13 protein-coding genes and 1 pseudogene are annotated in these 14,302 nt (G+C 42.0%); 6 read left to right on the forward strand and 8 right to left on the reverse strand.

The window, feature by feature from the left end:
• The 4 genes and pseudogenes from JMX91_RS07700 to JMX91_RS07715 all read left to right on the forward strand — a co-directional run.
• Positions 1-266: IS3 family transposase (locus JMX91_RS07700; protein ID WP_201548381.1), on the forward strand; the 266-nt coding region annotated here is incomplete at its 5' end.
• Positions 267-355: 89 nt separating this feature from the next.
• Positions 356-1,297, forward strand: coding sequence for a restriction endonuclease subunit S (locus tag JMX91_RS07705; RefSeq protein ID WP_201548382.1), 942 nt, complete (start codon positions 356-358; stop codon positions 1,295-1,297).
• 217 nt (positions 1,298-1,514) lie between these two features.
• Positions 1,515-1,799: pseudogene (gene thyA / locus JMX91_RS07710) on the forward strand (thymidylate synthase); the annotation flags it as partial.
• 64 nt (positions 1,800-1,863) lie between these two features.
• Complete coding sequence (locus JMX91_RS07715) at positions 1,864-2,436, forward strand: dihydrofolate reductase (protein WP_201548383.1); 573 nt, start codon at positions 1,864-1,866, stop codon at positions 2,434-2,436.
• 132 nt (positions 2,437-2,568) lie between these two features.
• On the opposite strand, the gene uvrC is transcribed toward JMX91_RS07715, so the two are convergent.
• The gene (gene uvrC, locus JMX91_RS07720; RefSeq protein WP_201548384.1) at positions 2,569-4,413 is read right to left on the reverse strand and encodes an excinuclease ABC subunit UvrC; all 1,845 of its coding nucleotides are present in this window, start codon (positions 4,411-4,413) and stop codon (positions 2,569-2,571) included.
• Between the two features lie 154 nt (positions 4,414-4,567).
• Positions 4,568-6,091, reverse strand: coding sequence for a DUF3360 family protein (locus JMX91_RS07725; RefSeq protein WP_227679326.1), 1,524 nt, complete (start codon positions 6,089-6,091; stop codon positions 4,568-4,570).
• Between the two features lie 512 nt (positions 6,092-6,603).
• On the opposite strand from JMX91_RS07725, the gene JMX91_RS07730 reads away from it, so the two are divergent.
• Entirely contained in the window at positions 6,604-7,164 is a 561-nt protein-coding gene (locus JMX91_RS07730) for a DUF4442 domain-containing protein (RefSeq protein ID WP_201548385.1), read from the forward strand.
• A gap of 275 nt (positions 7,165-7,439) precedes the next feature.
• Here JMX91_RS07730 and rplS read toward each other — a convergent pair whose 3' ends face one another.
• The 4 genes from rplS to rpsP form a co-directional block, all read right to left on the reverse strand.
• The gene (rplS, locus tag JMX91_RS07735) at positions 7,440-7,859 is read right to left on the reverse strand and encodes a 50S ribosomal protein L19 (RefSeq protein ID WP_165598205.1); all 420 of its coding nucleotides are present in this window, start codon (positions 7,857-7,859) and stop codon (positions 7,440-7,442) included.
• Between the two features lie 205 nt (positions 7,860-8,064).
• On the reverse strand, positions 8,065-8,829 hold the full coding sequence (trmD, locus tag JMX91_RS07740; protein ID WP_201548386.1) for a tRNA (guanosine(37)-N1)-methyltransferase TrmD: 765 nt from the start codon (positions 8,827-8,829) through the stop codon (positions 8,065-8,067).
• Positions 8,830-8,906: 77 nt separating this feature from the next.
• A complete protein-coding gene (gene rimM, locus JMX91_RS07745; protein WP_101205950.1) occupies positions 8,907-9,440 on the reverse strand; it encodes a ribosome maturation factor RimM in 534 nt (177 codons plus the stop codon).
• 164 nt (positions 9,441-9,604) lie between these two features.
• A complete protein-coding gene (rpsP, locus tag JMX91_RS07750; RefSeq protein WP_021812802.1) occupies positions 9,605-9,874 on the reverse strand; it encodes a 30S ribosomal protein S16 in 270 nt (89 codons plus the stop codon).
• 426 nt (positions 9,875-10,300) lie between these two features.
• Here rpsP and JMX91_RS07755 point away from each other — a divergent pair, with 426 nt between their 5' ends.
• The gene (locus tag JMX91_RS07755; RefSeq protein ID WP_201548388.1) at positions 10,301-11,776 is read left to right on the forward strand and encodes an ATP-binding protein; all 1,476 of its coding nucleotides are present in this window, start codon (positions 10,301-10,303) and stop codon (positions 11,774-11,776) included.
• A 38-nt stretch (positions 11,777-11,814) separates the two neighbouring features.
• On the opposite strand, the gene JMX91_RS07760 is transcribed toward JMX91_RS07755, so the two are convergent.
• Together JMX91_RS07760 and JMX91_RS07765 are read right to left on the reverse strand one after the other, a co-directional pair.
• The gene (locus JMX91_RS07760; RefSeq protein WP_201548390.1) at positions 11,815-11,994 is read right to left on the reverse strand and encodes a hypothetical protein; all 180 of its coding nucleotides are present in this window, start codon (positions 11,992-11,994) and stop codon (positions 11,815-11,817) included.
• A gap of 204 nt (positions 11,995-12,198) precedes the next feature.
• Complete coding sequence (locus tag JMX91_RS07765) at positions 12,199-13,896, reverse strand: ATP-binding protein (protein WP_201548392.1); 1,698 nt, start codon at positions 13,894-13,896, stop codon at positions 12,199-12,201.
• Positions 13,897-14,302: the final 406 nt, after the last annotated feature.

Raw genomic sequence — 14,302 nt, forward strand, 5'->3', positions numbered from 1 at the left:
GCTTTGATAATGCGCCCATAGAAAGCTTCTGGGGCATATTAAAGAATGAGTTGGTGTATCACGAAGACTATAAAACAAGGTTTGAAGCCATCAGTGATATCACTAAATATATTGAGCTTGAGTACAATGAGGAGCGATCAGCAAAGGACTGCTTTGCAGCGACGCAAGGCAAGAGCTATGCTCGCAGTGAAACTAGAATCCAAAAGGGTTTAGGCTATAAAACGCCAAGACAGGTATGGTTTGACTTTTATCGTCAGGCTGCGTAACTAAAATCTCCCAAGTCAATGTCTACAGATTTGACAGCATAGGTCAGAACTTTCTGTCTCCAACTTTTTTTAGCCAGTTTTCGGATTCGATGACAGGGATAATTGGTGGTATTTCAATGGCGAAATTCTCACATCTTGTAATTGCCATTCCTCCCAAAGAAGAACAACAGCGTATTGTTGCCAAAGTTGGTAACTTAATGTTGCTATGTGATCAATTGGAACAGCAAACTGAAGGCAGTATCGATGCTCATTCTACCCTTGTAGAGGTACTGTTAGCCACCTTAACAGAAAGCATTAATTCTGATGAATTGAAGCAAAACTGGAAGAGAATTGCAGAATATTTCGATATTTTATTTACTACTAAACAAAGCATCGAAGAGCTTGCTAAAGCAATTCTCGATATGGCAATTAAAGGGTTACTTACAGACAATTTGGATATCAAAGTTGTACCGCTGGAAAAAGTGTTATTATTTGGACCGAAAAATGGGTATTCACCAAGAGAGGTTGATTATCCCAGCGAAGCAAAAGTTTTATCTTTAGGAGCTACATCAACAGGAAGTTTATTACTCGAAAAAAGCAAAAACTTTGATAAAGAAATAGCAGCTGATTCCCATTTATGGTTAACTAAAGATGATATTTTAATACAGCGTGGAAATTCAGCTGAATACGTTGGAAGTAATTTACTGATACATGAAGATATTCCTGGTTTCATCTATCCAGATTTGATGATGAAAATTCAAGCAGATAGTTGTATACACCCAAAATACTTATCTATAGCTCTATCGTCACCTACTTCGAGGAAGTTTATGTGGGAGAGAATGGTAGGCACTTCTGGTACTATGCCAAAAATAAATAAGAAAACTGTCGAATCCGTTCCAGTTCCTTTACCAACCTTAGAGGAGCAAAGCCAAATCGTTGCCAAAGTTGGTGAACTTATGGCTATTTGTGACCAATTAAAAGAGAAGCTACAGCAATCTCAAGAGACGCAAGTTCAGCTTACCGATGCGTTGGTTGATCGGGCTTTAGGGTGATTTTTAGTATTGGGGTAAGTGTTTTATATGTTTTGATAAGATATAATATATCTTATCAAAACACGCACTCAGTAAATCAGATAATGTTGGTATTACTTCTAAAAACAACTGAGTGATTACATAGTTCGTAGTGTGCATAATTAAAAATGCACAGTCAGAATATAGCGCTCTACACTAGAAAATAAAACGACTTGTGCATAAATTAGGGGTTGTAAATTTTTTAGGCGTGCCTTTCAACATTGCGAGCTATGCGCTATTGACTCATATGATCGCGCAGGTGTGTGGTCTAGAAGTTGGAGAGTTTGTTTGGACAGGTGGTGATTGTCATATTTATCAAAACCACCGTGAGCAGGCCGAGCTACAGTTGACACGATCGCTATATAAACTGCCGACACTGTCTTTGAATCCTGAAGTGAAAGACATATTTGCGTTTGAATACGAAGACATTAGTGTCAATGACTATGAGTCGCACCCTGCTATCAAAGCCAAAGTTGCCGTATAAAGTTAGTCTGGTTAACTACACTGAATCAGAGCAAAATTTAAGAATACAATAAAAAGGATATATTATGAGCTATGCCCATACCGAAGTTGCCCAAATCGCTGCTATTAGTAGCAATCGCTGTATCGGCAAAAACAATGAGCTACCGTGGCATATCTCAGCAGATTTGCAACATTTTAAAAGCATGACGACCAAAGAAAACGATAGTAAGATTCAAGGTATCGTAATTATGGGTCGTAAGACATTTGAGTCGATGGGTAGCAAACCATTACCAAAGCGTGTGAGCTTCATTGTCACGACACAGATGGATTATGCTGAGACAAATGGTCTCGCAGATAGCAGCAATGCTTATGTGGTACACAACTTAGACGATGCTCTGACACAAGCAGCTAGCCTAGCACATGGCGCGCATCTCGATACGATTTGGGTGATTGGCGGTGAGCGAGTATTTAGTGACGCTCTGATGTACACCGACCGTATTGAGCTGACTCATGTAGATACTGATATTGCTGACGGTGATGCATTCTATCCTGAGCTGCCAGAACGCTTTAAAGTAGCAGACGAATCTGAGCAAATGCACGATGAAAAAAGCGATTTAAGCTTTAAATTTACCACTTATAAAGTAGAAACTGATAAGTAGTAAAAGCTTATTAAAAAAGGGGCAGTCTTGGATAATTTTACTTATCCAAGACTGCCCCTTTTTTGTTTAATCTTCACATAGCCTTATTTATAGACAATCAATAAAAACTGCTGCTTGATAATATCTAATCCATTACTCATGCAATACTTTATAAACCGTTTTTGCGAGTACTGGTCCGATTCCTTGTACGCCTGCCAACTCCTGCTGCGAAGCGCCAAGCAATTGCTGCATACCACCAAAGTGATTGAGCAAGTCACGACGACGTTTCTCACCCAATCCCGGTATTACCTCTAGCACTGATGATGAGCGACGCTTATCGCGTTTTTTACGATGAGCAGTAATCGCAAAACGATGTGCCTCATCACGAATATGCATTAACAAGTGCAATGCTTTGCTATCCATCGGTAGATCTAACGGTTCGTGATCGATAAAGTGCAATACCTCAAGCCCAGCCTTGCGCCCTTCCCCTTTTGCCACACTAATGAGCAAAGTATCGCCAAGAATACCCAACTCAGTTAATACTTCTTTGGCAATACCAAGCTGACCTTTACCACCATCAACCAATAGCAAATCCGGCAATGGCTGTTTCTTGTAACGCCGAGTCAGCACTTGTTTCATCGCTGCATAGTCATCGCCACCTTGGATGTCATGAATAGCATACTGACGGTAATCGCGACGGCGCGAGCCACCTTGATCAAATACCACGCAGCTACCAATGGTCGCCTCACCCATCGTATGTGAGATATCGAAGCACTCAATGCGATCTATCGTCCGATCGGTGACAGTCGCCAATACGTCTTTTAGTGCACCAAAGCGTGCATGTAGCTCTAAATAATCGCCAAGCTTGGTTTTTAATGCATTACTGGTATTCAATGTGGCTAAGTCCAGCCACTCTGAGCGATGCTCGCGCACATTGGTCTTAATAACTACTTTATTGCCAAAGTGCGTTGCCAATGCTTCACTCACTGCCACCTGATCCGGTATCTGATGACTCAATATGATTTCAGCGGGCAAATCATCGGTCACTTGGAAATAGAATGAAGTAATAAAGGCCGATAAATTGTCTGCTAACGACTCACTACTATCCACATCTGGGAAATAGTTTTTCCCGCCCAATACACGGCCGCCACGTACCGTCAGTACGTTCACACAGGTCATGCCAGCCTGACTGGCAATCGCAATCACATCTGCCTCACCTTGTACGGTATAGACTGCTTGCCTTGCTTGTACTTCACGCAACATGGACAACTGATCACGATAAAATACTGCTTTCTCAAAATCTAGTGCTTCAGCTGACGCTTCCATCTTTTCAATCAGAGTCGTATGAATATCACTAGAGTCGCCCTTTAAAAAACGAATAGTATTATTCACATCTTCTGCGTACTCTTCTGGCGATACCAAACCGACACAGGGCGCACGGCAACGTTTGATCTGATACTCAAGGCAAGGACGCTGACGCTGCTTAAAAAAGGTGTTAGTACATTGCCGCATTTGAAACATCTTCTGCATCAACACCAACGTTTCTTTTGCCGCATGTGCAGAGGGAAACGGGCCAAAGAATCGACCCTTCTGGTGATTACCTTTGCCACGACCGTAAGCCAAGCGTGGATAAGGCTTATCGGCTGAGATAAACACATAAAGATAGGATTTATCATCACGCAGCAGCACGTTATAGGGCGGACGATGCTCTTTGATTAGATTCTGCTCGAGCAACAGCGCTTCGGTCTCACTACGCGTAATGATAGTCTCAATATTATAAATCCGCGCCACTAGCGCCCGTGTCTTTGGATGATCTATCGTCTTAGCAAAGTAGCTATTTACCCGGCTTTTTAGCGACTTAGCTTTACCAACATATAATATATCGCCGTTCTTACCCAGCATCTTATACACTCCTGGCAAGTTAGGCAGGCGTTTAATCAGATGCTTAAGACGGGCTTTTTTATCATCGACAGGACTCGATTCTGAGACATTAACCATAGAATTTATTGCTCTTAAAAATCTTAGTAATACTGCTAGTTATGGGGCGGGAGTCATTGTTTTACAAGCCAATTATTATCGCAGCGCTACCCATAAAAAAGCCAGCTTTCGCTGGCTTAGTTTGTTCTATTATCGTTTATTCGACTACATACTATTAATGACGGAAGTTTGCCATCAATGCTGGGATACCCGGCAGCATACCGACGATAGCCATGACACCTGTCAGTACTACAAACATAATACCCGGTATGATCCAGCGGCTCATCTTAGTCAAATTGGCACTGCGTTCTTTAGAGCCAATCAAGCCCAAGTTATCAAGCAATAGCGTGAGCGACCAACCGAAGGCTGGGTTAACCAATGCCGACGCGAATACCACGATAGCAGCAGACTGCGTGGTTTTACCTTCACGCGTCATCTCCATACCAGCTTCTAGTAATGGAATAAATACTCCAACGATCAAGGCCACACACATCACTGGTTGCCAAATGGCCAAATCCATCGGATAGCCCCAAACACCTGCGATAATACAAAACAATGCCGTCAATAAAGCACCGGCAGGAATCGGACGTTTCGCAATCGCCGCAGGAACGATATACGTTCCCCACGATGACGCAAAGTTGGCACCGCCTAATACAGAGCCGACGACCTGACGAAATGAAGCACTGGTCATCGTGTCATCAATATCCATAAGCACTTTTTCAGTACGCTTAGGATAGCTGATTTTTTGGAATACTTGATGGCCTAAGAAATCTGGCGACCACATCGCCACAGCCAAAATAGCAAACGGCAGTACTACAATGAAGCTTTCAATCGTCGGCAGACCTAGCATCCAACCTGTGTTTTCGCCCCACCAATACATTGGGTTCATGTTTGGTAAACCTGGCGCTGTTTTGAACTCAAAAGGTGCGCCCAATGCAAATGCAAGACCACCACCCAACACACAGCTTAGCGGAACCGCGAGCCAGCGTTTTTGCCAATGCTCAAGCAATGCATACAGCAGGATGGTCGCCAGAATAATAAAGAAAGCGATATGCGACATGCCAATCCCTTCTGCCCAAGCAAAGAGATTTTTGACCTGTGAGGTAGTTCCGATAAAGCCCAAGTAAATCAAGAGGCCACCGCACACACCTTTACTGGTCAAGTTAGCAAGCAGACTCCCCCCTTTACTAATCGCAAGGAGCAGACCAAAAGCACCGATAAGCAAACCAAAGGCCATCGGGTGCCCACCAGCTGCTACCACAATAGGAATCAGAGGGATTAATGGACCGTGAGTACCAGCAAGGTTGGCCGTCGGCAATAGAAAGCCCGAAAATAAAATAATAAAGAAAGAGACGATCAATAGCTCATAGCGCACGTTTTCTAGAACAAACGCATCACCTAAGCCGAGTGGACCTGCAAAGGTTGCTGCAATGGCGCCCACCATAACAACTTTACCGATGGTCGCGGCCATTGCTGGAATAGTATCTTCGTATTCAAAACGGTAATCACGAAATGGTAAATTAGGACGCCAGCGTTTTGGCTGCATGATTTGTAATTCGTGGTTTAAATAAGCATCACGACTGTCGAAGCTAGAACTGGATTTATGCAAATCTACATAACTTCCTAGTGCTTGACTGTCGTGGTTTACGTTCGAAGTCGGCGGATTAGACCCTGAAGAGGGGGTCTGAGGGTTACTCATCACATTTCCTTGTGTCGATTACGTCTTTGATTGACTGCACACGCTCTGCTCTAATGTCATAGACCAAAGCGCTTATTACAAACTGCGAACTATTGTATGCCAAGACTTGATGAAATGCGAACCTAAAACCATTTAAAGATACTATACATCTCATTATAATATATAAACTAAAGTTTCTATTTGAGACAAAATTAACCTTAATAGAAAACTATAAGGAAAAAACCTCTCTCTTATAGACTTTGCATTAGAATAAACGACCGTTTTATTGATAATGATTTACATCTCGGTGATTTTTTTATCACATAGATGAATAGCAAAGATAGTTATAATAAATAACGATCGTTACTTATAAGTGGGCATAAATATGTCATTTCGGTTACGCTTTAGAGCTAGCGGGCTGAGTACTTTTTAATTATGATAAATACTTTTTATCGATTTATTTCTCAGTGATTCTGTGTAAAACCGCATTATTAATACAATCAAAAATTGAGAAAAGGCAACAGGACAAGTTTATGAGCGTATTACCTACCAACCTTGAGACTTTGAAACGACGGGCCAAGCAAAGCATCATGCCGTTGCTGACACCACATCTATTAAAACTGCGCCTTAATACTTATGCACCATATATTGGCGCAAGTATCAAAATCGATCATATCAGTCTTGATCAGGGTTTGTGCGTGGTAAGCATGGGACTGACCACTCTCAACAAAAATATCGTCGGTACTCAATTCGGTGGTAGTTTATACTCCATGGTAGATCCCTTCTATATGCTGATGCTGATGCATCAATTAGGTAGCAACTATGTGGTTTGGGACAAAAGCTCACATATTGATTTTATCGCGCCCGGTAATAGTAAAGTCACCGCACGAATGAAAATACCTAGCACTGAGGTGATTACCATTCAAGAGTTGGCAAAAGACGGTGAAGCTGTATTTCGTGAATATAAAGTCGATATCGTAGACGACCAGCAAAAGCTCATTGCTACCGTCACCAAAACCTTGTATATCAGACTACGCAAATACAGCAAATCTAAAGAGCAGGCCAGCCGAATTGAAACACCCCATACTGAATAGTTTTTGGCTACTTTACTGGCAAGGCTTTTTGACTAATGGCAAGGCATAATACCTATCAGCTGTTAATCGCTAGCTAGTCACTCAACAAGCCTAAATTGATAAGCTCACACATACAAAAACCCCAATCTAGCTTTCGCATAGATTGGGGTTTCGTCTTTTTTGGTATGGCCCGCTTATTTATAAATAAACCTATGAATAAGGGCTTGTATCTACTATTACCTTGTCTTGAGCCAACCCTAAAATAATACGATCAGCTCAAAATGGCAAACTTGTGCTTAAATACCAGGTGCAGTATCAACGGCATCAGGTACGCCAGCATCAGTCTTTTTCTGAGCTGGACGTGGCGCAAGTTTTTCGCGGATACGTGCTGATTTACCAGAACGCTCACGTAAGTAGTACAGTTTCGCACGGCGAACAGCACCACGACGTTTCACTTCAATGCTATCGATGATTGGTGAGTGCAATTGGAATGCACGCTCAACGCCAACGCCGCTTGAGATTTTACGTACGGTAAACGCTGAGTTTAAACCGCGGTTACGCTTAGCAATTACAACGCCTTCAAAAGCCTGTAAACGCTCACGCTCACCTTCACGTACTTTTACTTGTACCACAACGGTATCGCCGGGTGCAAAGCTTGGGCGCTCAAGCAATTGAGCGTTTTCGATGACCTGAACCAATGGATGCTTGTTGCTCATGAGAGTTATCTCCTCACATTAGATAATAGAGGCTTGACGCATATCACCTGTTTGTAATAATTAATCGCATCTCTTTATAGTGAGACACAACGTAAATGGGTTATAACCAACGGCCACTATGCTATGACTCGTTTTATTATTGCTCAAAATTCTGTTTCTTAACTGTTTATCAAACCTAGTAACGATAAAATCAGATTCTAAAAATCTACTTTTTATCTGCTTTAGCCAATGCTTTCAACCACTTCGCTTGCTCTACCGTTGGGGTAAACGCTTGCCATAAGTCTGGACGACGCGTTTGCGTACGACTGACTTGCTGACTAAAACGCCACTTAGCGATATTGGCATGGTGACCTGAAAGTAATACCTCAGGAACCGCCATACCCGCAAACTCATGCGGCTTAGTATAGTGTGGACAGTCAAGCAAGCCATCGACAAAAGAGTCTTGCTCCGCTGACTTGTCATCACCCATGATATCGGGCAGACGACGTATCACACTATCCATCAGCACCATTGCTGGCAACTCGCCACCAGTCAACACGTAATCACCTAACGATACTTCCATATCGACGTATTTTGATAGTAAACGCTCGTCGATGCCTTCATAACGACCGCATAATAAAATTATGCCATCGTAATCAGTCATATTGACTACGCTACTCTCACTAAGCGTCTGTCCTTGCGGCGACATATAAATCACCGGACAGTGCTCACTATCGACACGGCAACCATACTGACTGGCACGCAATCGTGCATCCTCAATGGCTTTCGATAATGGCTCAGCCATCATCACCATCCCAGGACCACCCCCATAAGGGCGCTCATCAATACGGCGATAGTTATCGGTGGTATAATCACGTGGATTAATGCATTCAATCGTAACTTGCTCTTGAGTCACTGCTCGGCCCGTGATTCCAAATTCACGAATCGTGGCAAACATCTCAGGAAAAATACTAATTACGGCAAAATACATCTGATGTCTACTTGCATTAAGGCTAAAACAATCGGTGTAAGTACTAATAACGTCTGACTAAAAAGCCAGAAACGCTATCAGTAATCACTCGGCCATGCCACAAGCACTGTTTTTTCAGTCATATTGACTTCTATCACAGTTTGCTTATGCCATGGAATCAGGCGTTCTTCATTGTCTAAACTGTCTGAATTTGCCGTTACACGCATGATGTCATGGGCACCGGTTTCAAACATTTCAGTGATATTACCTAGATACTCATCCTGCTCGTTCATCACGCGCAGACTGACCAAATCCGACCAATAATATTCGTCTTCAGCTGTTTCAGGTAGGACGTTTTGTTCGACCCAAACGGTAACACCGTTCATAGTCTCAGCAACATTACGATCAGGAATCTGCTCAAATTGAGCCACAATTCCTGTTCCTTGCTCACGCCAAGCCTTCACAGTTAAAGGTTTCATGCCAGTGGCAGTTTTCATCCACCACGGCTTCATGTCGAATATCGCTGTACGGTCATCCGTATCACTAAATACCCAAAGCCAGCCTTTAATGCCGTAAGGCTTCTTAAGCTGACCAATTTTCATAAGGGCACTAGCGTTTGGAACAGATGACATAGCAGCTAACCTAACAATGATTAAAACAGCAATTGCAAAAACAATTGCGTCAAAAGCGATAAACAGTTAATGGCGCACCCTGGTCAGACCAGTTACGCTATGTATTCTAAAGTCTACTGAGTCATGTCATAGTTTGCTATGAACGTCTCAGTAACAACCAAAACTTAAGCAGTTGCTTCAGTTTGAGCTGCAGACTTGTTGTAAGCTTTTGCTAATGAAGCAACGCGATCTGAAGGTTGTGCACCTTTTGCGATCCACGCATTGTACGCTTCCATGTTTAGGCGTACTGCTTCTTCAGACTCTTTAGCGAGTGGGTTAAAAAAGCCGATGTTTTCAATATAGCGACCGTCACGCGCGCGGCGTTGATCAGCAACAACTACTTGATAAAATGGGCGTTTCTTGGCACCGCCCCGTGCTAAACGAATAACAACCATGTGAATTCTCTCTTTCGCAGGTATACCAAAAAGGGCATAATTATATCACAGTCTTTATTTGTTGAAAACATAAACTGTGCATATTTAATTATTTATTAACAATAGCTTAAATGTCGACCTAAGTAAAATATAACTGATGATAATGGCTTATTTTTAAAGTTTTTCTTTAGATTCTATAGATTACTATTGCTCTCTCTAAAAAATAGATGATTGCTAAATATATTTATCCTTCAGCTTAACTTTACATCTATTCTAATGACTATCTGGCTCGCTCGTCGATTGCATACTGTATCAGTACTATTTATTGGTTATGCTATTCTATGATATACCGCTATAGATTGATGCACAGACTAGCTTTAAGACAATCATATTTAGAGAACTACACGCTATATCACAATAACTTTTCTTTTACTCTGTTGGACCCATATGATCTCTCCGAACCCAAAGCCGCGTCGCAAAGGTTGGCTGCCACGCTCTTATTCCAACACTTGGTTAACAACCTTGATGGTTGCCTTTATCGTGCTTATCAGTGTGAGCTTATCAATTTTGTTCTTTTGGCGCAGTCTATATCTGCCAGAGCTAAAAAACCATGCGCGTTATTTGACGAGTGAATTGCAGCTGATCAATAGTGTCAATAAAGACTGGCAAGGTCGTCCCGAAGTACGCCAATGGATTTACCAGCACTCTCATGTCGTCGTGGTAAACAATCCCAGCGACTTTCCAGAAGTCGCTGATAAGCCGTTCGTGAGCTTTTTTACGGACGTACTACAGCGTGAAATCGGTGCGCAGCTTGGTCGTCCTGTAGAGGTCTATTTTAAATTTAAGCCAACGCCACAGCTATGGGTACAAGATAGCCGTGATGACAGTTTTTGGGTGCGTGAGCCTGTGGTTTACTATTCACAATATAGCCCGACGTTACTGGTGCTATTTTTGATCGGACTGCCTATCCTATCGTTACTAACGATTATTCTATTAGCCCGTCAGTTGAATCGCCCGCTACGCTACCTACAGCGGGCAGCCACTAACTATATTAGGCTTGGTCATGCAACCACACTGCCAACGCAAAAAGGCCCCACAGAGATACGTCAGGTTAATATGGCGTTCAACCGACTGTTTACAACATTGAACCAAGCGCAGAAAGAGCGAACCATTATGCTTGCCGGTATCTCACACGATCTGCGGACGCCGTTGACTCGTATGCGCTTGACCGCAGAAATGCTACCAGATGATTTTTTCCGTGAAGGGCTGATTTACGATATTGAGGATATGGATGCCATTTTGGAGCAATTCATCTCATTCATGAAAGACGGTTCTGATGAGCCAGTCAGCTTGACCAACCTAGACACTATATTTAATGAAATCATGGTGCAGTTTGCGCCAATGAAGTTTGTATATGAGTCAGAATGCGACAAGGTCGTTCCCGTACGTCCATTATCCATCAAGCGTCTGATTATAAATTTGGTTAATAATGCCAATCGTTATGGAAAACCACCAATTTATTTATCGGCAACGGTTGTACCGACATTTATAGAAACTTTCGAAGACGAAGATACCGATGTGGTCAGCGAAAATGTGGTGAACAAAGAAGCACAAGAACAGTTAGTGATTTGTGTACGAGATTGCGGTGATGGCGTCGCTGACGATCAATTAGAGCGGATTATGCAACCGTTTGAACGTGGAGAGACGGCACGAACTACTCAAGGTAGCGGACTAGGTCTTGCGATTGTTGATCGTATTGCACGATTACATCATGGTACTGTTGAAGCCATCAACCACCCTGAAGGTGGGTTACAAGTATGCGTACGTATTCCCCTACTCTCTAAAGTCGCTGGAGATACTACGCTAGCGGCTGAAGTAGAAGAGGTATCTGAGGTAGACAATACGGTGCCAAATTCAAAATAGCGATGAGACTTTAATCTGAATAAGCAAAGAGGTCAACGCTAGTCTTTGCTACCAATAGCCGGCGGGATATACTCAGCACTGTTAGTAAAAGCTAGTGGCTGGGTAATTTCAGCCTGAGCTGCTTGTAGTGTTTGGGTCGTTGACGGCTGTTTTAAAAATAAATAATAGCCTAGCGTAATCGCATTCAACACTACCAAGCCACCAAATAAATATGGCATCCTATGCCCTCCTATGACATTGTCCAACTGTCTTAAAAATAGCGACGAGCGCGTCACCCAGCTATAAATCTGTATCCTGTTATACCATTAAGATGACGCTTATTCTCTTTAGCAACATGAATAATAATTATGGCCTAGCCTGATAATTTAGTCTGATGATTTAGCCTGATAGCTTTCTCTTATAGCTTAGCCCTATAACTTGGTTTAATCTGACAACTTAGTATCGAAGTCGCGCTCGCTTTTCTCTTGCGTCAATTCATCAGCAGCAAGAATCTGCGTCAATGGTTTAATAGGCCATGTCATCACAAACCTTGCACCGCCTAATTCACGACTCTCATCTACTTTCATACTACCATTAAACCAAAAGGCAATGCGCGATACAATAGACAAGCCTAAACCATAGCCACCTGACGCGCGTGTACGACTGTCATCTAAGCGTGAGAATGGAATGAATACTTTTTCGCGATCTGCTTCAGGAATACCATGACCATCATCTTCGACACTAACGAAGGCATTGCCTTTTTTGACACCAGCACTAATGATAATGGTTGTTTCTGCATAGCGTAATGCATTACCTGCAAGATTTTGAATCACACGGTGTAAGTAGCGTCTATCCGCAACTGCTGTGACTTTTGCATTTGGTAAACTGGTTACTATTTTGATAGATTTACCTAGCGCATTGGTTTCGCGCTCGATCTGCTCTAACAGCTCTCTTAAGTTTACTGGTTCTAAATCTAACTTTGGTGACCCTTCCTCAAGCTTAGCATAGGTCAAGATCTCATCAATCAAACCATTAAGCGATTCAATATCTTCATCAATATAGTCACGCTGCATAAAACGTGAGTCTTCGTCATCCGTATCAGCAAGCATATCTACGGCAAATCGAATACGAGCCACTGGAGTACGAAGCTCATGTGAAACCGCTCGGGTAAGCTCTCGCTGTGATTCAATCAAACGCTTAATATGCGAGGTCATGGCATTAAAAGTTGCTGACAAACGTGCTATTTCATCTTGACCAATAACCTGTACTTGAATATCAAGGTTACCTTGACTGACCTCATTCACGCCTACCTGAATCAATTGTAGCTTACGTTCAAGCGGGAAGATGAGCGCATATACACCTAAGCTAATTAGGAACATACTAATAAGAATCATACTAATAATTAAGTTAAGCGGAAACCAATTGAATAACGGTATAGGCCCAATCAAAATTGCCATATCATTGATTTCAGAGGGTACCACTACCCTAATCGCAGAGTTACTCGTACTACTGTTAGTATCTTGCAGCGATATAACAACTTCGTCACGACGCAGACGAGCCATCTGATCTGAATCTAACTCAAGCGTATTAACTGCTTTGAATGCTAAAGGAAAAGAAAACTTCTTCTCCAATTCAGCCAGACGTGCGCGCTTGTCCGATAGCGTCATGTGATAAGACAAATCATCTAATAAAAAGACCGCGATTGCCCGTACTTGCTGCTCGGTAACCTGTGAGATTCTCGCTGTTAATACACTCTTATTATCCGGCAGGCGATAATAAACATCTGCATATACAGGCTGGTTGAAATAACGTACAACGGTATTATCATTTTTAAAGCGTCGTAGCTCACTGGCGCTAAAATCTACTTCGTCAATAGGCAAGACTTTAAAAGTAGTACCAAACAAACTACTCGCATCTGATAACCAATATTCACGCTCTTCTTCGCTATTTTGGTGAGAGATGCCTTCACTCACCAAATGAAACGCGCCCTTTGCCATATTTTCACGATAGGACTGGACACGCTCCTTATTGATGGTATCCATCAATAACTGCGCAAACAGTGCCACACATAAGCAGACTATAAGTAGCCCAGCATAGATACGAACAAAAATACTGTGTTTTAAAGAAGAGACTAATGACATACGTGCCGTGACCAACTTAATAAATAGAGATTGCTAATATCATCAAACATATAGGTAGTGCTATGTGTTTGACGATATCGAACATGATCGAATAGGGATAGACTTTAACTTTAACTTTAACTTTAACTTTAACTTTAACTTTAACTTTAACTTTAACTTTAACTTTAACTTTGACTTTAACTTTAACTTTAACTTTAACTTTGACTTTGACTTTGACTTTGACTTTGACTTTGACTTTTAAGTACCGCATTTTAATTCATATGTGGCAATCATCCAAAGACTTATATGTATGACATATATTTAGTCAGCGTCTATAATAATGAGTTAATTAAACCACATAACACTGCATTTAAGTTTAAAAATTAAAATTTAGCCACAAAAAAACCAGCATCGTTGCTGGTTTTTT

This window comes from Psychrobacter sp. Pi2-1 (assembly GCF_904846645.1).
Lineage (GTDB): Bacteria > Pseudomonadota > Gammaproteobacteria > Pseudomonadales > Moraxellaceae > Psychrobacter.